Below are 25899 nucleotides of genomic sequence, written 5' to 3'. Positions count from 1 at the left end.
CGACAATAAAACTTGTCAAAACAGCTATTATTATTTTGCTCATCTTTCTAATATAGGACATACTACTATATATACAAAAGACAATATGCAAATGTTCATATAAAAATATTATATTTTAATATATAATATAAAATGATTTTCTAACATCAAGGAGGATACATATGAAGATGAAGAGGGGCATTACCACTTTATTATCTGTAGCGGTTCTATCTACATCACTTGTAGCATGTTCAGGAACACCAGAGAAAACAGTGGCGAAAGAAGAGAAAGTAAAATTAACAGAACAACAATTAATGGCTGATTTATGGTATCAAACAGCCGGTGAAACGAAAGCACTTTACTACCAAGGGTACAACATTGGTCAATTAAAGCTTGATGCAATTCTTGCAAAAGGGACAGAGAAAAAACCTGCTATCGTGCTTGATTTAGACGAAACTGTTTTAGATAACAGTCCTCATCAGGCAATGAGCGTAAAAACAGGCAAAGGCTATCCTTACAAATGGGATGATTGGATTAACAAAGCTGAGGCTGAAGCCCTTCCAGGCGCAATTGATTTCTTAAAATATACAGAGTCTAAAGGTGTAGATATTTACTACATCTCAAATCGTAAAACGAATCAACTAGATGCAACAATTAAAAATCTTGAGCGTGTAGGTGCTCCTCAAGCAACGAAAGAACATATATTACTACAAGATCCGAAAGAAAAAGGAAAAGAAAAACGCCGTGAACTCGTTTCTCAAACCCATGATATTGTCTTATTCTTCGGTGATAACTTATCTGATTTCACAGGTTTTGATGGAAAATCTGTAAAAGATCGTAACCAAACAGTAGCAGATTCAAAAGCACAATTTGGTGAGAAATTCATTATTTTCCCGAATCCAATGTATGGCGATTGGGAAGGCGCTTTATATGATTATGATTTCAAAAAAGCAGATGCAGAAAAAGATAAAATCCGTCGCGACAACTTAAAATCATTTGATGTAAAATAAAAGAGGATGGCATTCGCCATCCTCTTTTATTTTACTTTCTCTGTTAAAGGCAAGATAAATACTTCCACACGTCTATTCTTTGCCTTTCCTTCTTGTGTATCGTTTGGAGCAATTGAACGGTATTCTCCGTATCCAATCGCACTAAATTTTTCTGGTTGTAATTCTTTATTTTGCAGTAATACTTGCATAAAATTAACTGCCCGCTGCGTACTTAATTCCCAATTCGACGCAAACTGCGCATTGGCAATAGGGACATTATCCGTATGACCCGATACTGTAATTTCACGAGGTGACGCTGAAACAAGTAAACTAGACATCTCTTTTGCAATCCCTAAAGATTCTAATTTCACATCTGCTTTCCCCGAATCAAACAGTATATTTTCTAATATTGTCACCATTAATCCCTTTTCAGTTAATTTAGTTTGAAAAGAAGAAGATAATTGTTTTTCATTAATATATTGATCAATCTTTTTTTGTAATGCTTTCAATTCATCCATCTCTTTTTTTTCTTTAGCTCTAGCTTCTTCTTGTTTTTTTGCTTGTTCTGCCTCAAGGCTACTTGCTGATAATTCTTTTTCATCATTTGGCTTTTGATCACTTAAAAATTCTTTGTTACCTGTTCCCCCAGCTAATTCACTTCGAAAAGCAACTGCCATCTGTTTAAACTTCGCAGCATCTATACTACTCATTGCGAATAAAACGATAAACAATGCAAATAACAACGTTAACATATCAGAATATGGGATTAACCACGTTTCATCGATATGCTCATCATGTTTTTTCTTTTTGCCTCTTCTATTTTTCTTACTCCGCATTTTTTTCTGCTCCTTTTTCTAGCTTTTTACGCTCAGTTGCAGAAAGTGCACCTAAAATGCGGTTCTTCATAATAAACGGATATGTACCTTCTTGTAACATTAATAAACAATCAATGATTAAACGTTTTTTCTCAATTTCAGCTGAAGATTTTTGCTTTAACTTATTTGCAAATGGATGCCATAATACATAACCTGAAAAAATACCAAAAATCGTTGCAATAAACGCACCCGAAATAGCATGACCTAACTTTTCAATATCAGTTAAGTTACCAAGCGCAGCTACAAGACCGATAACAGCACCTAAAACTCCTAATGTCGGTGCATACGTACCAGCTTGTGAAAAAATAGCAGCTCCCTTTGCATGTCTTTCTTCAATTGCTTCTAATTCAGATTCCAAAATCTGCTCTAAATCTTCTGCGGATACGCCATCAATCACAAATTTCATACCGCGCAAAAGAAATTCATCTTGAATTTTGTCTAATTGTTGCTCTAAAGACAAAATACCGTATTTTCTACTTTCAGATGTCCAATGAACAAATAATTCTAGCAACTGTTCATAACTTAAATCCTTTTTATTTGAACCAAAAAGAACTTTAAATAGTTTTGGAACCCTTTTTAGTTGATTCATCGGAAATGCAATACATACTGCAGCAAATGTACCGATAAAAATAATTAATGCTGCGGCAGGATTTAATAAGGCTGTTACGTCAGCGCCCTTGACGACCATCCCTACTACCACTGCTACAAATCCTAAAATAAGTCCAATAATTGTTGCAAAATCCATTCCCATTCACTCCTAGTCTATACAAGAAGTTCTTTATTCTCGATAATCGCTACATCTTCTTATGTATATATATTACATAAAAAATGCAAATCATGAAAGATAAGAAATGAATTATATAAAAAAATACTACAAATTCACACATTTTCTGACATTTTCTTTGCATTTCTATTACGTTATGACTCTTATATTCCTTTTCCAACAAACTAGATTTATAATAAAAAAAACAATACACATTTTATGAAGAAGGGACTGTGATTACAAGGCATCATGAAAAAGATAATAATTATTTCTGCCACTACTATTGTAATCGGGATCACATCTTTCGCTTACTTTGGTTCTAAAACACCACTACATAATGAAGCAAAAGCTGTCGAAAGTCAAAAGCATAATAACCATAAAAAAGAAGAGATTCCTGCTTTTCCAAAAGCTGATCATAATGCAAAGAAAATAGACAATGACTTTTCAGTTGTAACAAATCCAAAATCTAATCTTGTCTTAATTAATAAACATCGAAAACTACCAGATGGATACATTCCTGAAGACTTAACGAGACCAAATGTACCATTTATTAGTCCAAAAGATAAAGAAAAAACATTGCTGCGCAAAGATGCTGCCGAGGCACTTGAAAACATGTTCAAAGCTGCGAAAAAAGAAGGGCTTGATCTTACAGCTGTATCTGGTTATCGTTCATACAAACGCCAAAAATCGTTGCATGATACATACGTTAGACGTCAAGGAAAAGCCGAAGCTAATTCGGTAAGCGCAATTCCTGGTACAAGTGAACACCAAACGGGTTTAGCAATGGATATTAGTTCAAAATCAGCTAAATTTCAATTAGAGCCTATCTTCGGAGAGACAGCAGAAGGAAAATGGGTCGCGGAACATGCTCATGAATTCGGCTTTGTCATTCGTTACTTAGAAGATAAAACAGATACAACAGAATATGCCTATGAACCATGGCACTTACGCTACGTTGGTAATCCATACGCTACATACCTATATAAACATCACTTAACATTAGAAGAAGCGATGGAAGACAAAAAATAAGAGAGCAAATTGCTCTCTTATTTTTCTTTCACTCTATTATTGTAGTAATTTCTTCTTCCATTCTTCAGGCCATGGTTCGCCTCTTCCTGTTTTTTTCGAAGCTTGAACCATCATTCCGCGACCTACTAAACAAACCTCTCCTGCTGCATTTTTCACCATATAATGTAAATCTAAAGAAGAATTCCCGACCGATCCTGCCTTTACATACACCTTCAGCTGTTCATCAAAATATATTTGCTTAATAAAATTACATTGTAAATCCGCAACAACGATCATCGTTTCTGATGATGCATGTGTCCACTCTTGCATAAATCCAAGTTCTTTAAACAACGCAATACGAGCTTCTTCAAAATAAGTAAAAGCAACGACATTATTTACATGTCCAAACATATCTACTTCACCAAAACGAACCTTTACAAGGTTGTAAAACGAAAAACCACTTTCCCATTGCTCAAAGTCTTCAATATAAGAAATCCTCTTCATTGTTATCTCTCCTTTTCACCTTGAAATAAACAGAATAAACAGAAAAATATAGTTATAAATATTGCCTCTTCGATATGAAGAGGCAATATTTATTAATAGTTATTATCGCTACCAAAGAAATCTTTGAACGATTGAATTGTTGTATCACGGTTTAATGCCGCAATTGAAGTTGTTAAAGGAATACCCTTCGGACATGATTGCACACAGTTTTGAGAGTTACCACAGTTTGCTAGTCCTCCATCTCCCATAATTGCACGTAAGCGATCTGCTTTATGCATTTCACCCGTTGGATGTGAGTTGAATAAGCGAGCTTGTGATAACGGTGCTGGTCCAATAAAGTCAGACTTACTGTTTACGTTTGGACATGATTCTAAGCAAACACCACATGTCATACATTTTGAAAGCTCATAAGCCCATTGACGCTTTTTCTCAGGCATTCTTGGTCCTGGACCTAGGTCATACGTACCATCAATTGGAATCCACGCTTTAACGCGTTTTAGAGCATTAAACATGCGACTACGATCAACTTGTAAGTCACGTACAACCGGGAATGTCTTCATCGGTTTTAAGCGAATTGGTTGCTCTAATTGATCAATAAGTGCCGTACATGATTGACGTGGTTTTCCGTTAATCACCATCGAACATGCACCACATACTTCCTCTAAGCAGTTCATATCCCATGCAATCGGAGTTGTTTGGTTCCCTTTTGAATCAACAGGATTACGACGGATTTCCATAAGTGCTGAGATAATATTCATATTCGGACGATATGGAATTTCAAACTCTTGGTCAAACGCTTGCGCATCTGGCCCGTCTTGTCTCGTAATGATGAGGCGGATTGTTTTCTCAGACATGTTGTTTATCCCCCTTCTCTTCACCCTTAGCAGCTACATCGTGTTTTGAAGAATAATCACGTTTACGCGGTTTAATTAACGAAATATCAACGTCCTCGTAATGGAATGCTGGTGCATTTCCTTCTCCCTCAAATTTTGCCATCGTAGTTTTTAAGAAGTTTGCATCATCACGATTTGGGAATTCAGGTTTGTAATGCGCCCCACGGCTCTCATTACGGTTATATGCGCCAATTGTAATAACACGTGCTAACTCAAACATATTTGCAAGTTGGCGTGTAAATGAAGCACCTTGGTTACTCCATCTTGCTGTATCGTTAATGTTAATACGTTTGTAACGAGCCATTAATTCTTCAATTTTCGCATCTGTTTCTAATAATTTTTTATTTTCACGAACTACTGTAACGTTATCTGTCATCCATTCTCCAAGCTCTTTATGAAGAACATACGCATTTTCGTTACCATCCATCGTTAAAATATTGTTAAATTTCTCTGTTTCGATTAATTCATTTTGCTCATATACAGTAGATGAAACAGCATCAGATGATTTAGAAAGACCTTTCATATACTCAATTGCGTTTGGTCCTGCTACCATACCACCATAAATTGCTGATAATAGTGAGTTCGCACCAAGACGGTTACCACCGTGCATAGAATAATCACACTCACCTGCTGCAAATAAACCTGGAATATTTGTCATCTGTTTATAATCAACCCATAGTCCGCCCATTGAATAGTGAACAGCTGGGAAGATTTTCATCGGTAGTTTACGAGGATCATCCCCTGTAAATTTCTCATAGATTTCAATAATTCCACCTAGTTTAATATCTAGTTCTTTTGGATCTTTATGAGAAAGATCTAAGTACACCATGTTTTCACCGTTAATACCTAGTTTTTGCTCTACGCAAACATCAAAGATTTCACGCGTTGCGATGTCACGAGGTACAAGGTTTCCGTAAGCCGGATATTTTTCTTCTAAGAAGTACCATGGTTTACCATCTTTATATGTCCAAACACGTCCACCTTCACCACGTGCAGATTCACTCATAAGACGTAATTTATCGTCTCCAGGAATTGCCGTTGGGTGAATTTGAATGAACTCACCGTTTGCATAATATGCGCCTTGTTGATATACAGCAGAAGCTGCTGTACCTGTATTGATAATGGAGTTTGTTGATTTTCCGAAAATGATACCAGGGCCCCCTGTTGCCATAATCACGGCATCTGCTCCGAAACTTCTAATCTCCATAGTTTGTAAGTCTTGTGCAACGATTCCTCGGCACACACCTTCATCATCAACAACAGCTCGTAAGAAATCCCAACCTTCATATTTCGTTACAAGTCCTGCTACTTCGTGACGACGTACTTGCTCATCTAATGCGTAAAGTAATTGCTGTCCAGTTGTTGCACCAGCAAATGCTGTACGGTGATGTTGCGTTCCACCAAATCGACGGAAATCAAGAAGTCCTTCTTCCGTACGGTTGAACATAACACCCATACGGTCCATTAAATGAATGATACCAGGTGCTGCTTCACACATTGCTTTAACTGGTGGTTGGTTCGCTAAGAAGTCCCCACCATAAATTGTATCGTCAAAGTGGATCCACGGAGAATCCCCTTCACCTTTCGTATTTACGGCACCGTTAATTCCGCCCTGAGCACATACAGAATGTGAACGTTTTACTGGTACTAAAGAAAACAGTTCAACATTTACTCCTGCTTCTGCCGCTTTAATCGTTGCCATTAAGCCAGCCAAGCCACCGCCGACTACTATAAGTTTCCCTTTCATGCTCTCCCACTCCTTACTGGTTTGCTAGCTGTGGATCGATGAACGCTAATAATGCACTCACACCTACATAAGATAAACCTAAGAAAATAGCTAATGTTACATAAGTAGAGATTCTTTGTGAACGTGGAGATACTGTAATTCCCCAGCTGATGCAGAATGTCCATAGTCCATTTGCAAAGTGGAAAATTGTTGAAACAACACCAACTAAGTAGAATGCAAACATAGCTGGATTGTTTAAAATATCTGCCATCATATCATAGTTTACCTCTTTACCTAACATTGCTTGAATACGAGTTTCCCAGACGTGCCAAGAAATGAAGATCAGCGTAACGATACCTGAAATTCTTTGGAAGACGAACATCCAGTTACGGAAATAACCGTAAGAAACCGCATTGTTCTTAGCTGTAAATGCAATATATAAGCCATATATAGCATGGTACAGTATCGGTAAAAAGATGATGAAAATTTCTAGCGCATACCGGAATGGAAGGAGCTCCATAAAGCCTGCAGCTTTGTTAAAAGCCTCTGCTCCTCGTGTTGCAAAGTTGTTTACAATTAAATGTTGCGTCAAAAAGACACCAACCGGGATGACCCCCATTAATGAGTGCCACTTACGAAACGTATACTCGCGGCCTTTCATGTCCCCATTACCCCCCTTGAATGTTTGACTGCTGTTTTCAGATTAGTTTATGACAATAATGTTTTTTCACTATTGGCATAAGAAAAACTGAAAAAATTATTCGAAATATTTCAGCATAATTTGATACCAAGTTCATTTTACTCCTATTTTTGTCGAAGCGTCAAGAAAACGTATACATAATTTGCATATAATTTGCCAATTCTTTTTTTCTTCTTATATATTCAGATTTTCCTAAAGAAAAATCTGTTTTTATAAATGTGAAATGTTATATAATAATCCCTATAGAAAGAGGGGAATATTGTGAGTAAAAATACAATCGATACAACATCTTTAGAAGATGTTTCATTGAACGCCTTCGCTTATGAATTGCTACGTGAAGAATTACTACCTGATTTAATCGGCAACGATTTAGATGGTATTTTATACTGGTCTGGTAGAAACCTTGCAAGAAAATATCCGCTAGAAACAATTGAAGAAGTCATTCAGTTCTTTGAAAAGGCTGGCTGGGGCACTTTAAGCATTGTTGAACATAAGCGTCGTGAAATGCAGTTCCAACTTAAAGGCACACTCATCGCAGAACGTCAAAAACAAAAACGACATTCTTCTTATCAACTAGAAGCCGGATTCATCGCTGAACAAATCCAAAAGCAACGGAACGTCGTTGCAGAGTCATACGAAGAAAAGAAAAAACGTTCTGACTCTATTACATTTCTTGTAAAATGGGATATAAAAGATCTCATTGAAGTGTAAGCATTACCTACAGTCAACTAGACATATCAGTTTAGTTGACTTTTTTGTATTTTCATTCAGATGAGTTTATTTTAAATCTTCAGAAATTATACCAAAAAACAGAAGACGTTGTAAACTACAACGTCTTCTTATCTGTTAAATACGTATAAATCGTCTCCGCAACATTTTTCGGCATACCCGCTTCGACAAATTCCTCTATAGAAGCTTCTTTCATCTTCTTTAATGAACCAAAATGTTTTAACAATACCTTTTTCCGTTTATCACCGATTCCTGGAATATCATCCAATGCTGATTGAATGACAGATTTCCCATGTAATTGACGATGGAATGTAATCGCAAATCGATGCACCTCATCTTGAATACGCTGCAATAAATAAAATTCTTGGCTATTTCTCTCAAGCATCACAGGTTCCGGTGGATCCCCAATAATTAAATGGGAGGTTTTATGTTTATCATCTTTTACAAGACCTGCCATCGGAATATATAATCCGAGCTCATTCTCTAAAATATCACCTGCAGCCGCTAGATGGCCTTTTCCTCCATCAATAATAATCAAATCAGGTAAAGGTGAATTTTCTTTAAGCGCCCTTGTATAACGGCGCCTCACAACTTCTCTCATAGACTCATAATCATCTGGCCCTTGAACCGTTTTAATTTTATATTTTCGATACTCTTTCTTCGCCGGTTTCCCATCGATAAAAGCAATCATTGCAGAAACGGGATTTGTTCCTTGAATATTTGAGTTATCAAACGCTTCAATACGATACGGCGTTTCAATCCCAAGCTGCTTCCCTAAATGATCTACCGCTTTAATCGTTCGTTCTTCATCACGTTCAATTAAGTAAAACTTCTCTTCAAGAGCAATCTTCGCATTTTTATTTGCCAATTCTACAAGGTCTTTTTTCTTACCACGTTTCGGCTGCGTCGCTTCCACTTCTAAAAAGCGCTCTACTAATTCCGAGTCTATACTTCCTGGAACGACAATTTCCTTCGGCTTAAAATGACTACTGTTTTCATAAAATTGGCCGATAAACGTTAAAAAACCCTCTTCTGGTTCATCGTAAATTGGAAACATAGAAACATCACGTTCAATTAGCTTTCCTTTTCGAACGAAGAAAACTTGAACACACATCCATCCTTTATCCACTGCATATCCAAACACATCACGATCTACTAAGTCACTCATAATCATCTTTTGTTTTTCCATAATCGCATCAATATGAGCAATTTGATCACGCAACTCTTTTGCACGTTCAAACTCTAGTTTCTCTGAGGCCTCATACATTTTTATTTCTAGTTCTGAACGAACTTCTTTATGTCCACCATTTAAAAACTTAATAATTTCATCTACAATTTCTTTATTTTGTTCTTCCGTCACTTCTTTCACACAAGGCGCTAAACATTGACCCATATGATAATACAAACAAACTTTATCTGGCATATTCGTGCATTTCCGAAGTGGATACATACGATCTAGCAGTTTTTTCGTTTCATGAGCAGATTGTGCATTTGGATAAGGACCAAAATATTTCCCTTTATCCTTTTTTACGTTTCGAGTAATGAGTAAGCGCGGTTGCTTCTCCGCCGTAATTTTAATAAAAGGATATGTTTTATCATCTTTTAATTGAATATTATATTTCGGATCATATTTTTTAATTAGATTTAACTCTAAAATAAGTGCTTCTAAATTCGAAGAGGTTACAATATATTCAAAATCAACAATTTCTCCTACAAGCCGCAGTGTTTTCCCATCATGTGAACCAGTAAAGTACGAGCGCACACGATTTTTAAGCACTTTTGCCTTTCCGACATATATAACCGTTCCTTGCTTATCTTTCATCAAATAACAACCAGGTTGATCTGGTAAAATAGCCAACTTCTCTTTCAAATGTTCGTGCACTCGTCTCCCTCCATTTCTACATACTTAGCATTTTTATTTTCCCTTGAAAACATACTATGCCCAAACACCCAACATACGTTCTTTTATTGTAACGGAAAGACTGTAAAAAAGAAAATAAAAAAAGCTACCAAATGGTAGCTTTTTTTATTTTAGAAGTGTTTAGAAACTAATTCTACTAACGCTTCTTTCGGTTTGTAACCTAACGCTTGATCAACTACTTTACCGTCTTTTAATACGAAAAGAGCTGGAATGCTCATTACTTCGAATTGACGAGCAGTTTCTTGGTTTTCATCAACGTCTACTTTTACTACTTTTACTTTTTCGCCTAGTTCTGCATCAATTTCCTCTAATACAGGAGCGATCATTTTACAAGGTCCACACCAAGGTGCCCAGAAATCTAATAATACAACACCTTCGCTAGTTTCTGCTGCGAAGCTTTGGTCATTTGCGTTTACAATTGCCATTTTATTTCCTCCTTCAAGTATATTCTACCAAGAGTATATCATTAACTTATATACGTGGCGAATAATATGTATCGTTATGTATTGTAACAAAAAAATGTTCCTTTATACTATATAAAAATACGGATTAAATACTAAAAAGATGAGAGACAGGGGATCTCTCACCTTTTTCTATATATAGGGGTACTTCACTTGGAACTCAAGGGTACTTAAATCATGAATGTACTTTTAACTTTTTAAACTCTTCTGTTAAAAGAGGTACAACTTCGAATAAGTCACCGACAATACCATAGTCAGCTACTTTAAAGATACTTGCTTCTGGATCTTTATTAATCGCAACGATTATTTTTGAGTTAGACATACCTGCTAAATGCTGAATCGCACCAGAAATACCACATGCAATGTATAAGTCTGGCGTAACAACTTTACCAGTTTGACCAATTTGTAATGAGTAATCACAGTATTCAGCGTCACAAGCACCACGAGATGCCCCAACAGCGCCGCCTAGTACGTCTGCTAACTCTTTTAATGGCTTAAAGCCTTCTTCACTCTTCACACCACGTCCGCCAGCGATAATAACTTTTGCTTCAGAAAGATCCACACCTTCTGCTGTTTTACGGACAACATCTTGAATGATTGTACGTAAATCTTTCACATCAACTGTAATAGAAGATACGTCACCGCTGCGAGACTCATCTTTTTCCAGAGTTGCAATGTTATTTGGACGCACTGTCGCAAATAAGATGCCGTCTGTTACAATCTTCTTCTCGAATGCTTTACCAGAGTAAATTGGACGAGTGAAGATAACATTTCCACCTTCAACCTCTAAAGCAGTTACGTCAGAAACTAAACCAACTTCAAGCTTCGCTGCTAATTTTGGTGATAAATCTTTACCAAGTGCTGTATGTCCAAAAACGATACCTTCTGGATTTTCTTCAGCATGTACAGCTAAAAACGCTTGTGCATAACCATCAGATGTATATGATTTTAATTTATCATTTTCAACTGTCACAACGCGATCTGCACCGTAATGAATCAATTCATTTGCAAAAGAGGCAACGCTGTCTCCAATTAGAAGACCTACTACTTCACCGCCTTCTGCAATTGTTTTTGCTGCTGCTACCGCTTCAAAAGAAACGTTACGTAGCGATCCATCACGAACTTCACCCATTACTAATACTTTACGAGCCATAGATTTTCCCTCCTGCATATATAATTTCGTATTTTATTAGATTACTTTCGCTTCTGTATGGAGCAACGATACAAGTTCTTTTACTTGATCTTGCAGCTCGCCTTGTAACACTTTTCCTGCATCTTTCTTAGGAGGCAAATAGATTTCAATTGTTTTTGTCTTTGCTTCCACATCATCTTCTTCTAAATCTAAATCATCTAATTCTAATTCTTCTAGCGGCTTTTTCTTCGCTTTCATAATACCTGGAAGCGATGGATAACGCGGTTCATTTAAACCTTGCTGTGCCGTTACTAAAACTGGTAATGAAGTTGCAATCACTTCTGTATCACCTTCAACATCACGCTCAATCTTCACATTTGTACCGTCAATTTCAAGTTTTGTAATTGTCGTTACATATGGAATATTTAACGCTTCAGCTACGCGTGGCCCTACTTGTCCAGATGCACCATCAATTGCAACGTTTCCGCCTAAAATTATATCTGCATCTTTATCTTTTAAATACTCAGCAAGTACTTTTGCTGTCGTGAACTGGTCACCATTTTCTACATCATCTTCAATATTAATTAATACCGCTTTATCACAGCCCATTGCTAATGCAGTACGAAGTTCTTTCTCACTATCTTCGCCACCGACTGTTACAACTGTAACTTCTCCACCTTGTGCGTCTCTTACTTGAATTGCTTCTTCAATTGCATATTCATCGTAAGGGTTGATGATGAATTCCGCTTCGCCATCGTAAATTGCACCGTTTTTAATTACGATTTTTTCTTCTGTATCAAATGTTCGTTTCATGAGTACGTAGATGTTCATTCCATTTACCCCCTTGTTTTTCAGAAAGATTCTATCAATTTTAATTTTCTGTTAATTTATATTAAAAAAATAATTGAACTACCTGCCACTAAATGAAGGTTTACGCTTTTCTAAAAATGCGGCTACACCTTCTCTTCCATCTTCACTCGTAAATACTTCACCAAAAATTTGTGATTCACGTTGTACACCTTCATAGTAATGAGACGATTTTGTCGTTTGCAATAACTCTAGTACAGCACGAGTTGTTGCTGGACTTTTTCCAGCAATTTGTTTTGCAACTTTAAGCGTATCATCTAAAAGAGATTCTTCAGAGAACAATCCGTTAACAAGTCCCCACTTTAATGCTTCTGCACCAGTAATTGGTGTACTTGTTAACATCATTTCACAAGCTTTCGCTTTCCCAACATAACGTGGTAAGCGCTGTGTACCTGCAAAGCCAGGAATTAATCCAAGTGTTAATTCAGGTAAACCAAGTTTTGCACTTTCAGTTGCAAAGCGCATGTGGCAAGACATAGCAAACTCAAGGCCGCCGCCCAGTGCCGCTCCATGAATTGCCGCAATAACTGGTTTTGAACATTTTTCAACACGCTCAAACGTAACTTGTCCAAGCTGTGCTAATTCTGTTGCTTGCTTCGCTTCAGTAACAGATGTAAATTCTTTAATATCTGCCCCCGCTGAGAAGAAACGTCCTTCACCGTGAATAACAACAACACGAATGTTATCATCCTTTTCCACTTGATCAATTAATTCAGTAACATCATGCATAACTTGTGAAGACATCGCATTCGCTGGTGCGTGATTTAATGTCGCCACCGCGATATGATCTTCAACTCTTACAGATAGGAATTTCAACATGATCCCTCCCATTATTGACGATAACCACAAGCTGCAATAAGTAGCCCGTGTACCGTTTTTGAAAGTGCGACCAGATCATACTTATGATCGCTCATTACCCAATTGGTCACAACTTCATCTACTGTTCCAAAGATCATTTGTCTTGCCACGCGAACATTTAAATCTGCTTGAAATTCACCTTGTTTTATACCAGTCTCTAAAATCTCATCCATAACTTGTAAGTAGCCTTTTAATACTTCATTTATTTTAAGGCGCAAGTCTTGATTGGACTGCCTTAGCTCTAATTGCGTAACGATAGCAAGAGGATCATTTTGCGACAACAGCAAGAAGTGCGTTTCTACCAACATGAATAACTTCGATACAGCGCTTTCAATTCCTGCTGTTTTTTGACGAATTGTTTCGACAAATTCTCCCATCTTCTCTTGGAATAAGGATATTAATATATCTTCTTTATTTTTAAAATATAAATAAATCGTGCCATCAGCTACCCCAGCTTGCTTTGCGATTTTAGAAACTTGCGCTTGGTGGTACCCATTCTCCGCAATCACAATGACTGCCGCATCAATAATTTGATTGTATTTCGGTCTATTTTTCTTCACTTTACTGTCCCCTTCAAGAAGATGACTGAATGAATAGTCATTCATATTCTTATAATACTGACTATTTAGAAAAGTGTCAATCCTATTTTTTCAAAAAGAAAGGGCCTTAGCCCGTTTGCTCATCCTCATTCTTTCTCTTCTCTTCATCTATTAGAACACGGCGTAAAATTTTCCCTACTGTCGTTTTTGGCAATTCATCTCTAAACTCATATACTTTCGGCACTTTATAAGCCGCTAAATATTTACGTGCAAACTGATTTAATTCTTCCTCAGAGCACTCCGTACCTTCTTTTAACACAACAAATGCTTTAACCGTCTCTCCTCGGTACGGATCTGGAACTCCAATTGTCACTACTTCTTGCACTTTTTCATGCTCATATAATACTTCTTCAACTTCACGAGGATACACATTAAATCCACTCGCGACAATCATATCTTTCTTGCGATCTTTTACATAGAAGAATCCATCTTCATCCATGTAGCCAACATCACCTGTATGGAGCCAGCCATCTTGCAATACAGCCGCTGTTTCCTCTGGCTTATTCCAATATCCTTTCATAATTTGAGGGCCTTTCACTACAATTTCACCTATTTCTCCTGGCGGTAATGCCTCACCAGTTTCAAGCGACATAATGATTGCTTCTGTATCTGGCCACGGAACTCCGATGCTACCTGGCACTCGCTTTTCCCATAAAAAATTACTATGTGTAACCGGAGAAGATTCTGTTAAACCATATCCCTCTACTAGTTTACCACCTGTAACTTTTTCGAACTTTTCCTGTACTTCTACTGGCAGTGGTGCTGATCCACTAATACAAGCACGAATAGAAGAAATATCGTATTCTTTTAAAAGCGGACTATTTAAAAGAGCGATATAAATAGTTGGTGCCCCTGGAAACAATGTCACTTTATGCTTCTTAATCGCTTCAAAAACCATTTTCATATCAAACTTTGGAATAAGGACCATTTTGTATCCTTGCATAATACTTAAATTCATAACAGCTGTCATACCATAAACATGGAAAAATGGAAGAACCCCAAGAACGACTTCTTCTCCTTCTTTGCAATTATATAACCATTGAACTCCCATTAACGTGTTAGAGACGAGGTTTTTATGCGTTAACATAACTCCTTTCGGAAATCCGGTTGTTCCTCCTGTGTACTGTAAAAGAGCTAGATCATTTTCAGGATCACAAGGCACCTCAACATTCGTATTCACTTCTTTTTCTACTGAATTCCAAAGATGAATCGTTTCACTCTCTGATACTTTCACAACTAAATTCGACTGTTTTTTCTGCACAAATGGATACAATAGATTTTTAGGGAATGGTAAAAAGTCTGCAATACGAGTTACGATAATATGCTCAATTTTTGTAGCAGATTGAACATTCGTTACTCTTGGAAACACTAAATCGAGACAAAGAATTACTTTTGCTCCCGAGTCATGAAGCTGATATTCTAATTCCCTTTCTGTATACAGTGGATTGGTTTGTACTACGATACCTCCCGCAAGTAATGTACCGTAATAACCAATTACAGCTTGCGGACAATTCGGCAACATAATAGCAACTCGATCACCCTTTTCCACACCGAGCTTTTGAAGATAATTTGCAAACCGCTTCACCTTATCATGGAAGTCCGAAAACGTAATATCCTTCCCTAAAAAGTGAAGCGCTTTCTTTTCTGGGTAGCGAGAAGCCATCTGTTCTACATATCTATGAAGCGGCTGAATATCATAAGAAACCGTACTCGGAATTTCCTCTGGATAACTTTTCAACCATGGTTTTTCCACCTTCATTCCCCCTTCAAATACATAAAAAATAAATGAATGTTCATTCATGATGGTTATTTTCATTATATTATAGTCACCATAGCGTTACAATCATAATATTCTGACTTTTATATAACTATGCTTTACTTCATTAACTTCTTATTATATGTAGAAACTCTCTTAATCTTAAAAGAGTAAGAGAGTTATGGCTTAGCTCAATCTTATTATCGTTAACACTGCTCCTGGGGTAGTTGTTGATAATGTTGCGACAGCTAACAAACCAAATAATTGTAAGCTAATAGCATCTCCTGCTGCAAGAGTTGTAATAATTGTTGCACTAAATGATGTGGTTGCTACCGCAGGAGAATTTATTGTCCCAGCAAGTGCCCCTCCATTAATTGTAATCCGTGAACTGACTAATAATGAAGCCGTTATATTAATTGTATATGAAATATAATAATTACCAGCATTTGCAACCGTAAATACTGTGTTTCCACCAGAAACAGTAATTCCTGGACCGATGTTTTGATTATTTGGAAGCGGGACATTCGTTCCACCAAGAACTACCGATATCGCTGTTCCCGACGTATTATTTGCAAATGCATATGTCGCCGTGATACTTGTACCTGTAGCCCCGGTTGAACCCGTTGAGCCCGTCGCTCCTGTTGCTCCTGTCGGACCGGTTGAACCCGTCGTTCCCGTTGGACCTGTTGAGCCTGTTGCTCCCGTTGGGCCTGTCACTCCTGTTGAACCCGTCGCTCCCGTTGCCCCGGTTGCTCCCGTCGGACCCGTTGCTCCTGTTATTCCTGTCGCTCCCGTTGGACCCGTTGCTCCTGTTTATCCTGTCGCTCCCGTTGGACCTGTTGAACCCGTCGCTCCCGTTGCCCCTGTTGAACCTGTCGCTCCCGTTGCCCCGGTTATTCCTGTCGCTCCCGTTGCCCCTGTTGAACCTGTCGCTCCTGTTGGGCCTGTTGCTCCTGTATCGCCTGTTGCTCCTGTTGGGCCTGTCGCTCCCGTTGGACCCGTTGCTCCCGTTACTCCTGTCGCTCCCGTTGGACCCGTTGCTCCCGTTGGACCTGTTGATCCTGTTGAACCCGTTGATCCTGTTATTCCCGTTGCTCCTGTTATTCCCGTCGATCCTGTTATTCCTGTCGCTCCTGTTGGACCTGTTGATCCCGTTGGACCTGTGTCGCCTGTCGCTCCCGTTGGGCCTGTTGATCCTGTTGATCCTGTCACTCCCGTCGGACCTGTTGCTCCTGTTGAACCTGTTGATCCCGTTGGACCTGTTGCTCCCGTCGGACCTGTTGAACCTGTCGCTCCGGTTGGACCTGTTGAACCCGTTGATCCTGTTGAACCCGTTGGACCTGTTGAACCCGTTGGACCTGTTGGACCTGTTGGACCTGTTGGACCTGTTGGACCAAGCTTAGGGACTGTCCCATCACAACTAAAACAACACGAATCAACATGTACACCATTTTGATTATTACAACTACAATATCCATTTGTATTATTGAGCCATGAAGACATGTTGATTCCTTCCTTCAAATTCAATCTTATAAGTACAAGTAAGAAATTAAAAAACATTTATCAAATCAGACCGAAAGCTTTATTCAGTGGAGATAAATATAGATTTATCCCGTACATTCTAATAATTATTACATGCGATACTATCTCCTTTTGCTTGTACTTTCGCCTCTCTAGTTAAATGAAATTCCTTTTCTAAATTCTTCATACACATATGGATTTTAATCTTACATAACGATATCCGTATAATTCGTTATTTTTCAGCAAAATTTTAAAAATATAATTACGAATAAAAAACTTATTTTAGGAAAGAAGATGAAGAAAATTCTTAGTATTTTCATGGTTGTTCTTCTATTCGCTGTTGAATGCGGACAGCAAAAAAGAGGAGAAAAAGGTAACAACGATAGAAGATAAAAAGCAAACTATAACAATTAAACATACTGAAGGGGAAACAAAATTAGATAAACCGGCGAAAAAAGTTGCTATACTTGGAACACCTTATTTCTTATGGTTGATGAGGAAAAGTGGGAAGAAAGTTAATTAAAAGACGACTTCATATATGTGAAGCCGCCTTTTCCTATTACAGCATAAAATTAATATAAGCTTTGTACATAATATATATAACAAGTGAATACATGATTATATTGAACACAGTTCGTTTTAAAGTTAACTGTCTCTTTAATTTCTTATCCTGTAACCTTAGTTCTATTCCGCTTGCTATTTTCAATCCACCTATTATTTGAAATAGCTCTCTGTAATCATCAGCATTTCCTAACAATATATATTCTTTATTATTTTTATACTTTATATAAAGAAATTCACTTCCCCCTTTACGGTCTAATATTGTTTTCATATTGTAGCAATGCTTAATTAATTATTTCTTGTGGAACAGGGATTATATTATCTCTCACGAATTTAATCTATGAACAAAAATAGGAGGGATAACTATGTACCAAACAATTGACGGCTTCTTGCAATCATGGACATACGAAGCTGAGTCTACTCAGAAAATGCTTGATTCATTAACCGATGCATCTTTATCACAAGAAATTGCACCTGGGCACTGGACCTTAGGAAGAGTTGCTTGGCATATCGTGACGGCAATTCCTGTTATACTATCTGGCACAGGGCTAAAGTTTGAAGGAGCAACGAAAGATTATCCTGTTCCAACTTCTGCAAAAACAATTGCAGATGAGTACCGTAAAGTGAATGCGGCTTTTGTTGAAGCACTTCAAAGCGAATGGACTAATAAAGATTTAGCAACTATTAATGACTTCTTTGGTCACCCTATGCCGAATTCTATATTTTTAATGACACTTATTAATCATCAAAATCATCACCGCGGGCAAATGACGGTTTTAATGCGACAAGCCGGCTTAACAGTTCCTGGCGTATATGGCCCCGCAAAAGAAGAATGGGCTGCGGCTGGAATGGAAGCTCCTAAAATGTAACGACAAAAAAGACAAGGTGTTTACACATCTTGTCTTTTTCTGTAACTTGTTTCATGTGAAACTTTATATTGCATCTTCCCTCTCAATATTTTTAATTCCATAATAAGCAATCGCCACACCAATCACTGCAAATGCGAATTGAAGAGGAAGAAAGGTCGCTATAGGAAATATTGGTGGGTTATTAATTGCGATTAGCACAACGATAATAGACGAAACAATAGTAGTTGGCACTGAACGTTTACGCATTCCGAAGTATAGAGGAATTAAGCTTATTCCCGCAGTGGCAATGGCTAAAGGAACGAGATTTATCCCTTCTTGAATCAATTGATCTACTGCGAATGAATTAGGAAGAATCGAAAAATAACTATCTATTCCAATGAAAATTCCCACTACAAAAATATTAGATAAAATAACTGTTATGAATGTTAATATTGCTGTAATAGCCAACTTACTAATCATTATTTTCTTTCGATTAATTGGATAAGAAAACATCAATAATATTGTTTTGTTTTTATATTCATCAATTATTAACTTAGCTATTAGTACAGCACCAAAAATAATAAATGTTGCTCTCACTATTGAACTAGCCATTAACAAAATGGCCTGCGGATCTCTTATTTCTGGATCTCCCTCTATTTGAGAAACGATGCTAACAAAAATCAATAATGCCAGTATAGCAAGATTTGCAATTACTGCTCTCTTCACGTACCAGCCAAGTTTAATTTTCTTCAGTTCTAGCTTCATAAGACGTAGCATGATAGTCCTCCCTCCTCCTAAGACTTAATCAATATAAATGACCCCTGTCTTACTTAAAATCTCCACTTTGTTTTTTGCATCACCAATCGTTCCTACTTTTATTTTTTCTGTACTTTTATCTTTCTTAAGTCCTTTTAAATCTACTATTACGTCAGCCGAATTACTTTTAGCCATAAGCTTCAATGATGCCGGGACACCTTTATACCGTACGCCAATATCCCCTGATTTTGTTTCTATAAATAATGATTTTCCTTCTATCATATCTTTCAGCAATACTTCCCCAGATGTTGAAGTGATGTTCATATTTGAGTTACTTACATTTGTGATATAGTTATCACCAGTCGTAGACTTTATATTTAATTCTTGTAATGAACTATCTTTTAACATTAAATCTCCGCTTTCGGATGTAAATTCACCCTTCTCTGCCGATAGTCCTGTAATCATTCCATCTCCAGATTTGCCTTTTATCACGATGCTTTTTACTACTATATCGTTTATTTTCACATCACCCGATTTATTATTTAATACAATTTTATCTATCTCTTTCTTCGGAATAGCTATACATATACTATTTTTCTTTCTAAACGTAAAACCATAAAAAAATCTGTTCACCTTTTGTTTTTGCTTAATCACAATTTTATTTTCGTCATTTTCTATTTTGACAGGATCTATCTCTTTATCTGCTTGTTCACCTTGAGCAGAAATTACTATTTTATTAGCGTCTGTACTTTTAAACTCAAGATTCCAGTTTTCATTGTCTACTTGTATTTCTTTTATATTATTTATCTCAAAAGACTTTTCTTTCTTAAAATCTTTCCCCTGAAATACCTTAATACCAAAAACTACACTAGCAATTGTAATGAATAATATTGCAATTACTATCATTTTTTTCACTATTCATACCCCAGTTCGTTTTTGTTTTAAGCTTGCTTCACGCCACATCGATCTTGTCGATTTTACGAAACGATAGATAACTAATGAAAATTCCTAATAAACAGAGCACGATTGGGATAGCTATAAAATTAAACAGACTTACTTGACCGTTTCCAGGACCAAAGTTACTACTAATTATCATTCCGATTATTACTGCAGAAGTAATTGTTGTAGGTGTCGATTTCTTTCTCATCCCAAAAAATAAAGGAATTAAACTTATACCAGATATCATAAATGCACTTATAAAAGTAGTTGGAACGATAGATATTATTTCACCTATCGTAGCTGGTGTTTCAATCAGTCCCATCATTGGACTCACAAAATATACGAGCAAACTGATACTGAAAGTAGCGATAATCGTGCTCACAAAACAAAAACAAAAAACAATTGTTAATTTCGCTCTCATTAGCATTTTTCGTTGCAATGGGTACATAAATAGTAGTTGCATTGTTTTGTTCTTATACTCATCAATTACTAAACGTGATAAAATGACCGAACTAAAAATAATGAATGTTATCCTAATAAAAGTGTTTATTAAAACCATTTGTTGCGTGAAGTCAAAGAAGAGCACGTCTCCCTCGGCTTTCATTCCCCACGCCATAAGGCTTACTGCAGCGAAAATTGCTATAATACAAATTGCTACCCCTTTAAAGTAACTAGATAATTTATGTTTCTTCCATTCGAGCTTCATTAATTTAAACATATAAATTACGCCTCCATTCTTTATATACCTGTCTCTATGCTACTAACATTCTAATTCCAGCAGTAACGAAGCTTAACATTCCTATCACTAGTACACTGAACAACCATTTCCGCCCTGGTTTTCTATAATATAAAATTCCACTTATTAGCATTACGATAAATCCACTTACCAGGTTCAGCCACAGTCCATTAAGCATGAATACCTTCTCCATCCATTACATTTAAGAAATATTCTTCTAAGGAACTATGTTTCTTATTAATACTTTCAATTTCCACATCGTTCATAATAAGTGCTTTTGAAATGGCCTGCTGAGACGCTAACGTATCATAAACCCGAATCATGTTTCCACTCATTATTTTGTAGTTTTTTATACCAAGTTTATCTTCTAAAATATAAGTTGCACGTTTCACATCAGGAACAGTGATTTCAATATACTCTGTTTGTTTTCCGTTAATACTCTTCATTGAAACTTCTTTTATTAGTTTTCCATTTTGAATCACACCAATTGTATCCGCCATTAGTTCCATCTCACCTAAAATATGACTAGAAACTAATAATGTAATGCCATATTCTTTGCAGAGCATTTTAAATAAGTCTCGTAACTCTTTAATACCAATTGGATCTAAACCGTTAATGGGTTCATCTAAAATGAGCAATTCTGGCTTTGTCACGATTGCTCTTGCAATACCGAGTCGTTGTTTCATTCCTAATGAAAAATCTTTTACTTTTTTATTATCTATCCCTTGTAGTTTCACTAAATGTAAAGCATGGTCAATTGCATTTTTATCGTAGTAGCCCATATATTCACAATGTAGGTCTAAGTTTTCTTTCGCCGTTAATTTATCATAAAAGATTGGGTATTCAATAATTGTCCCCATTCTTTTTAATACTTCATAAGATGTATCTGTTAATTTCTCACCGAAGATTTCAATATCACCACTCGTCGGTTTTATTAAATTTGTAATCATTTTCATAATCGTTGTTTTACCAGCACCGTTTGGTCCTAAAAAACCGTAAATTTCTCCTTTTTTCACATGCATGTTAACACCGGAAATAACTTCTTTCCCTTTAAACACTTTCGTTAACTGATTTGTTTTTAATATATATGTCATGTTACTTTCCCCTTTCGCAATACTCTATATTTCTATAATAGACAACGGAAATCTCTTTTTTCTTACCCGTTTCTTACAAATTCCTTACGCTGAAAAAAAGCTTGTAGAATCTACTGCTCTACAAGCTAAAACTGTATCTTTGTTAATACAATTGTAAAAATTGTTTTTTCATACGGTTTACTAGAAAGATGGATTTTCCCGTCCATCGCTTCCACAAGCCGTTTCGTAATCGTTAATCCGAGACCACTTCCTTGGTACAATCTATTTCTTGAATCTTCAAGTGTGTACATACGCTCAAACACTTTATCAATATGAGATTCATCAATCCCTTTTCCTTTATCCCATACATCTATATACACGCCCGTGTCATCATCTCTTAACGTCATACCAAGTGCCTTTCCATCGTCTCCATATGTAATTGCATTTGATATTAAATTATTCAATACCCTACCTAATACTTCTACATTTCCAAGTGCGTATATATTTCTTTCTGGTATATCAATATGAACCTGAAAACCTTTCGTCGTCACTAAATCATAAAATGATAAAATCTTCTCGCGGCAAACTTCATTCATATTTACTTTTGTCATTTCAATTGCTTTGTCACCAGATTCTAATTTTGCCAAGTCAAAAAACTTATGAATTAACTCCATCACTTCTAGTGTTTTCGTATGCACTTTTTCAAGTAATATTTGTTGTTCTTCTTTATTTATCGTTTTATCCTTATTTAACATTTCTGTATATCCAAGAATAACTGTTAGTGGTGTTTTCAAGTCATGCGAAATATTTGAAAGCATTTTTCTCATCGAAATTTCTACTTTTGCATGATCTGCATTCGTTTTCTGTTTTGCATCTAATAATTGATTAATTGCCACTAATAATTTTTGCAATTCTAGATCATCTGTCATAACGAGTAACGTCTCGCCTGTTTTGTCATTTACAATACTTTCTAACTTTTCATATGTGTATCGTAAATTTTCACTACTATTTTTTCTCATTCTATATTGCATATAAATAACACATAACAATATAAAAATAATAACTATTAACAAATTGACCATATTACATCACTTCCAACTTATAGCCGATGCCCCATAACGTTTTAATATATTCTGGATTAGATGGATCACTTTCGATTTTCTCACGCAATCTTCTCATATGAACATTAATAACGTTATCGTCACCGTAATACTCTTCATTCCAAACTAATGTATATATTTGCGCTTTCGTAAATACACGATTTTGGTTCTTTACGAATAGCTTTAAAATCTCAAATTCTTTTAAAGTAAGTTTGAGAGACTTCCCGTTTTTTTCAACTGTAAAATTAATTGGATCAATTGTTAAATCACCAATTTGAATCATCTTTTCTGTTGTTTCTGTAGCCGAATATTTCGTAGACCTCCGAATACCCGCTTTTACACGTGCAGCTAATTCAATCATAGAAAACGGCTTACAAATGTAATCATCTGCTCCAAGTCCTAATCCAACAGCTTTATCAACATCTGTATCTTTTGCCGACATCATTAAAATCGGAACAGCACTTTTTTCTCGAATGATTCGTACAACTTCTAAGCCATCTAGCTTTGGCATCATAATGTCAAGGATAATCAAATCAAATGAACCTTTTAAATATGTGTTCACGCCTTCCTCTCCATCAGACGCAATTGTTACTTGAAAACCCTCTTTTATTAAATACTTTTCCACCATCTCTTGAATTGAGATATCATCTTCAACTAATAAAATATGATGTGACATATGTCTATCCCCTTTTTACAAACGTTAACAATCCAATTGTATCGTAACTACTACAGACTGGAAACAATTATATGAATTTTCAAACCAACTTCCCTTCCTTCCTTAACAATGATATGATGAAATTCACTACGATTGTTCATAATTAACTTTATATAAAGGAGACTTATCATGTCAGAAAACAAAAAAGTAAGCTTAGCTGATTTAATGCGCGAACAACTTGCTAAGAAAAAGCAAGGAAATGGAAATGGTCAAAATGCAAAAAATCAAAGCCAAGAAACGAAAAAATTACAAAACCAACAAACAAAGAAAACAAACAACCAACGTAGACGTACAGGTGTGTAAATGAACGGACAAAAACGTTCTAATATCGCGCCCGGTCTTGAAGTTGATATTGTATTAAAACAAGATCAACGAACAGGCAAATTAACACGTGGAATTGTAAAAGATATTTTAACAAACTCCCCTTCCCATCCGCATGGCATTAAAGTGCGATTGCAGGACGGACAAGTCGGTAGAGTACAAAATATCGTTCAATAAGAAAAGGAGCTCAAGTAAACTCGAGCTCCTTTTCTTTATTAACCTTTAATTTTCTCGATGAAAACTACTTTTAAGTAGTCTCCTTCTTTAAATTGATCAATGGTACGGAAATCTTCTGGTAAAGAATGTTCTTCTAATATTTTATATTTGCCATTCATTTCTTTAAAGGCTGTATCGATAAAGCCTTTAAACTTTTTCATATCGAATGCGCTACAATTTGTAGAAGCAACGATAATACCGTTATTTTCTGTAATAGCAATTGTTTCTTTTAATAAATTTTTATAATCTTTTGCTGCACTAAATGTATATTTTTTTGAGCGGGCGAAGCTTGGAGGATCAAGTACGACCATATCAAATTTCATCTTTTTCTTAGCTGCATATTTGAAGTAAAGAAATACATCTTCTACAATAATATCTTGTGCTTCATAATCAACTTCATTTACACTAAACTGCTCAATCGTTTTACTTAAACTACGATTTGCAAGGTCAACACTCGTCGTTTTACTTGCTCCGCCAAGCGCTGCAAATACAGAGAAAGCACCTGTATAAGAGAACATATTTAACACTGTTCTTCCCTTTGCATATTTATCACGAATTTGTTTTCGAACGTTACGTTGATCTAAAAATACACCAACCATTGCCCCATCATTTAAATAAACCGCAAAGTTCACACCGTTCTCTTTTACGATAAGTGGGAACTCGCCGCGCTCTCCTGCTACGAAATCATCACCCTCAATATATTTCCCTTTCGTATCAAAACGCTTTTTCTCATAAATACCTTTAAAGTTTGCTACTTTTTGAAGAGCGGCTATAATCTCATCTCTGAAAGTGTAAATCCCTTCACTATACCAACTTACTACGTAGTAGCCATCATAATAATCGATAATTAGTCCTCCAAGACCATCACCTTCGCCATTCACCACACGGAATGCTGTCGTATCACTTGATTTATAAAATTGCTTTCGTTTATGTAGGGCAGATTTGATTTTACTTTCAAAGAAAGATTGATTAATTTGTTCACTCTCTTTTCTCGTTAAAATCCAGCCGTATCCTTTATTTTGCTTTCCATAATAACCTTTTCCGACAAAGTTGTTCTTCTCATCTACTACTTTGATGATTGTTCCTTCTTCACGAACATCATTTAAATTTTGAATCGCATCTTTTAAAATAAGCGGATATCCACTTTTAATTTCTTTTATAAATTTCGGTTTTATTTTTACAGTTACTTCTAATCGCATATAATAACTTCCTTTCCATTTGCATGCTTTCTCTACAGGAAGCATTTGAAAAACGAGACTGAAAAAACAGCCTCGTTTCACTATACCATATTATTGCTTTGCTAGTACAACTAGCTCATTCTCGCACTTAACCGCCACATATTTACTACGTTTT

The 25899-nt window shown here is 36.3% G+C and carries 27 protein-coding genes and 3 pseudogenes; 7 read left to right on the top strand and 23 right to left on the bottom strand.

Annotation, left to right across the window (positions count from 1 at the left end):
• Positions 1-161: 161 nt before the first annotated feature.
• Positions 162-989 carry a 5'-nucleotidase, lipoprotein e(P4) family gene (locus MR112_RS16965; RefSeq protein ID WP_242245144.1) on the top strand — a complete coding sequence of 276 codons (828 nt, stop codon included), beginning with the start codon at positions 162-164 and terminating at the stop codon, positions 987-989.
• Between the two features lie 26 nt (positions 990-1015).
• On the opposite strand, the gene motB is transcribed toward MR112_RS16965, so the two are convergent.
• Complete coding sequence (gene motB / locus MR112_RS16960) at positions 1016-1804, bottom strand: flagellar motor protein MotB (protein ID WP_001256734.1); 789 nt, start codon at positions 1802-1804, stop codon at positions 1016-1018.
• A complete protein-coding gene (motA, locus tag MR112_RS16955) occupies positions 1794-2588 on the bottom strand; it encodes a flagellar motor stator protein MotA (protein ID WP_000344859.1) in 795 nt (264 codons plus the stop codon). The genes motB and motA overlap by 11 nt, the downstream gene beginning before the upstream one ends.
• A gap of 267 nt (positions 2589-2855) precedes the next feature.
• Between motA and MR112_RS16950 the strand changes: the two genes are divergently transcribed.
• Entirely contained in the window at positions 2856-3635 is a 780-nt protein-coding gene (locus MR112_RS16950) for a M15 family metallopeptidase (protein ID WP_000720201.1), read from the top strand.
• Between the two features lie 36 nt (positions 3636-3671).
• Here MR112_RS16950 and MR112_RS16945 read toward each other — a convergent pair whose 3' ends face one another.
• The 4 genes from MR112_RS16945 to sdhC all read right to left on the bottom strand — a co-directional run bounded on the left by MR112_RS16945 (position 3672) and on the right by sdhC (position 7398).
• Complete coding sequence (locus MR112_RS16945; RefSeq protein ID WP_000822730.1) at positions 3672-4118, bottom strand: acyl-CoA thioesterase; 447 nt, start codon at positions 4116-4118, stop codon at positions 3672-3674.
• A gap of 92 nt (positions 4119-4210) precedes the next feature.
• Positions 4211-4972: a succinate dehydrogenase iron-sulfur subunit gene (gene sdhB / locus MR112_RS16940; RefSeq protein ID WP_001291827.1), complete on the bottom strand. Its 762-nt coding sequence runs from the start codon at positions 4970-4972 to the stop codon at positions 4211-4213.
• Positions 4965-6758, bottom strand: coding sequence for a succinate dehydrogenase flavoprotein subunit (gene sdhA / locus MR112_RS16935; RefSeq protein ID WP_000676750.1), 1794 nt, complete (start codon positions 6756-6758; stop codon positions 4965-4967). The genes sdhB and sdhA overlap by 8 nt, the downstream gene beginning before the upstream one ends.
• A 13-nt stretch (positions 6759-6771) precedes the next feature.
• Complete coding sequence (gene sdhC / locus MR112_RS16930) at positions 6772-7398, bottom strand: succinate dehydrogenase cytochrome B558 (RefSeq protein WP_000678354.1); 627 nt, start codon at positions 7396-7398, stop codon at positions 6772-6774.
• 300 nt (positions 7399-7698) lie between these two features.
• On the opposite strand from sdhC, the gene MR112_RS16925 reads away from it, so the two are divergent.
• On the top strand, positions 7699-8148 hold the full coding sequence (locus MR112_RS16925) for a YslB family protein (RefSeq protein ID WP_000042226.1): 450 nt from the start codon (positions 7699-7701) through the stop codon (positions 8146-8148).
• 115 nt (positions 8149-8263) lie between these two features.
• Here the strand turns inward: MR112_RS16925 and uvrC are convergent, their stop codons facing one another.
• From uvrC to MR112_RS16885, 8 genes and pseudogenes are all read right to left on the bottom strand, one after another.
• Positions 8264-10048: an excinuclease ABC subunit C gene (gene uvrC / locus MR112_RS16920; protein WP_242245143.1), complete on the bottom strand. Its 1785-nt coding sequence runs from the start codon at positions 10046-10048 to the stop codon at positions 8264-8266.
• Positions 10049-10197: 149 nt separating this feature from the next.
• On the bottom strand, positions 10198-10512 hold the full coding sequence (trxA, locus tag MR112_RS16915) for a thioredoxin (protein WP_001018943.1): 315 nt from the start codon (positions 10510-10512) through the stop codon (positions 10198-10200).
• 211 nt (positions 10513-10723) lie between these two features.
• The gene (etfA, locus tag MR112_RS16910) at positions 10724-11701 is read right to left on the bottom strand and encodes an electron transfer flavoprotein subunit alpha (protein WP_242245142.1); all 978 of its coding nucleotides are present in this window, start codon (positions 11699-11701) and stop codon (positions 10724-10726) included.
• 36 nt (positions 11702-11737) lie between these two features.
• A complete protein-coding gene (gene etfB / locus MR112_RS16905) occupies positions 11738-12511 on the bottom strand; it encodes an electron transfer flavoprotein subunit beta/FixA family protein (protein ID WP_242245141.1) in 774 nt (257 codons plus the stop codon).
• A gap of 78 nt (positions 12512-12589) precedes the next feature.
• Entirely contained in the window at positions 12590-13366 is a 777-nt protein-coding gene (locus MR112_RS16900) for an enoyl-CoA hydratase (protein WP_000911292.1), read from the bottom strand.
• Positions 13367-13377: 11 nt separating this feature from the next.
• Positions 13378-13965 carry a TetR/AcrR family transcriptional regulator gene (locus MR112_RS16895; protein WP_000742223.1) on the bottom strand — a complete coding sequence of 196 codons (588 nt, stop codon included), beginning with the start codon at positions 13963-13965 and terminating at the stop codon, positions 13378-13380.
• Positions 13966-14071: 106 nt separating this feature from the next.
• Positions 14072-15757 (bottom strand): long-chain-fatty-acid--CoA ligase, encoded by a 1686-nt coding sequence (locus tag MR112_RS16890; protein ID WP_000414746.1) that lies wholly within the window; start codon positions 15755-15757, stop codon positions 14072-14074.
• Positions 15758-15946: 189 nt separating this feature from the next.
• Positions 15947-17263: pseudogene (locus MR112_RS16885) on the bottom strand (BclA C-terminal domain-containing protein).
• A 312-nt stretch (positions 17264-17575) separates the two neighbouring features.
• Between MR112_RS16885 and MR112_RS16880 the strand changes: the two are divergent.
• Positions 17576-17762 (top strand): annotated as a pseudogene (locus MR112_RS16880) (ABC transporter substrate-binding protein); the annotation flags it as partial.
• 78 nt (positions 17763-17840) lie between these two features.
• Here the strand turns inward: MR112_RS16880 and MR112_RS28905 are convergent.
• Positions 17841-18116: pseudogene (locus MR112_RS28905) on the bottom strand (hypothetical protein); the annotation flags it as partial.
• Positions 18117-18207: 91 nt separating this feature from the next.
• On the opposite strand from MR112_RS28905, the gene MR112_RS16875 reads away from it, so the two are divergent.
• Positions 18208-18711 (top strand): DinB family protein, encoded by a 504-nt coding sequence (locus tag MR112_RS16875; RefSeq protein ID WP_242245140.1) that lies wholly within the window; start codon positions 18208-18210, stop codon positions 18709-18711.
• A 63-nt stretch (positions 18712-18774) separates the two neighbouring features.
• On the opposite strand, the gene MR112_RS16870 is transcribed toward MR112_RS16875, so the two are convergent.
• From MR112_RS16870 to MR112_RS16840, 7 genes are all read right to left on the bottom strand, one after another.
• Positions 18775-19467 (bottom strand): ABC transporter permease, encoded by a 693-nt coding sequence (locus tag MR112_RS16870; protein WP_000945198.1) that lies wholly within the window; start codon positions 19465-19467, stop codon positions 18775-18777.
• A gap of 24 nt (positions 19468-19491) precedes the next feature.
• Positions 19492-20361: a DUF4097 family beta strand repeat-containing protein gene (locus tag MR112_RS16865; protein WP_242245139.1), complete on the bottom strand. Its 870-nt coding sequence runs from the start codon at positions 20359-20361 to the stop codon at positions 19492-19494.
• Positions 20362-20398: 37 nt separating this feature from the next.
• Positions 20399-21103, bottom strand: coding sequence for an ABC transporter permease (locus tag MR112_RS16860; RefSeq protein WP_242245138.1), 705 nt, complete (start codon positions 21101-21103; stop codon positions 20399-20401).
• A 34-nt stretch (positions 21104-21137) separates the two neighbouring features.
• Positions 21138-21299: a hypothetical protein gene (locus tag MR112_RS16855; RefSeq protein WP_000931816.1), complete on the bottom strand. Its 162-nt coding sequence runs from the start codon at positions 21297-21299 to the stop codon at positions 21138-21140.
• Positions 21292-22215: an ABC transporter ATP-binding protein gene (locus MR112_RS16850; protein WP_000221062.1), complete on the bottom strand. Its 924-nt coding sequence runs from the start codon at positions 22213-22215 to the stop codon at positions 21292-21294. Before MR112_RS16850 ends, MR112_RS16855 begins: the two co-directional genes overlap by 8 nt.
• A 125-nt stretch (positions 22216-22340) precedes the next feature.
• On the bottom strand, positions 22341-23276 hold the full coding sequence (locus tag MR112_RS16845) for a HAMP domain-containing histidine kinase (protein WP_242245137.1): 936 nt from the start codon (positions 23274-23276) through the stop codon (positions 22341-22343).
• A gap of 1 nt (position 23277) precedes the next feature.
• Positions 23278-23970: a response regulator transcription factor gene (locus MR112_RS16840; protein WP_000018035.1), complete on the bottom strand. Its 693-nt coding sequence runs from the start codon at positions 23968-23970 to the stop codon at positions 23278-23280.
• A 168-nt stretch (positions 23971-24138) separates the two neighbouring features.
• Between MR112_RS16840 and MR112_RS16835 the strand changes: the two genes are divergently transcribed.
• Complete coding sequence (locus tag MR112_RS16835; RefSeq protein WP_001293578.1) at positions 24139-24312, top strand: hypothetical protein; 174 nt, start codon at positions 24139-24141, stop codon at positions 24310-24312.
• A complete protein-coding gene (locus MR112_RS16830; RefSeq protein ID WP_001014310.1) occupies positions 24313-24507 on the top strand; it encodes a YwbE family protein in 195 nt (64 codons plus the stop codon).
• 38 nt (positions 24508-24545) lie between these two features.
• Here MR112_RS16830 and MR112_RS16825 read toward each other — a convergent pair whose 3' ends face one another.
• Complete coding sequence (locus tag MR112_RS16825) at positions 24546-25745, bottom strand: class I SAM-dependent rRNA methyltransferase (protein ID WP_001235507.1); 1200 nt, start codon at positions 25743-25745, stop codon at positions 24546-24548.
• Between the last annotated feature and the right edge of the window lie 154 nt (positions 25746-25899).

This window comes from Bacillus cereus group sp. BfR-BA-01330, from assembly GCF_022663885.1.
Lineage (GTDB): Bacteria > Bacillota > Bacilli > Bacillales > Bacillaceae_G > Bacillus_A > Bacillus_A cereus.
This window is presented reverse-complemented; position numbering and strand designations above follow the sequence as displayed.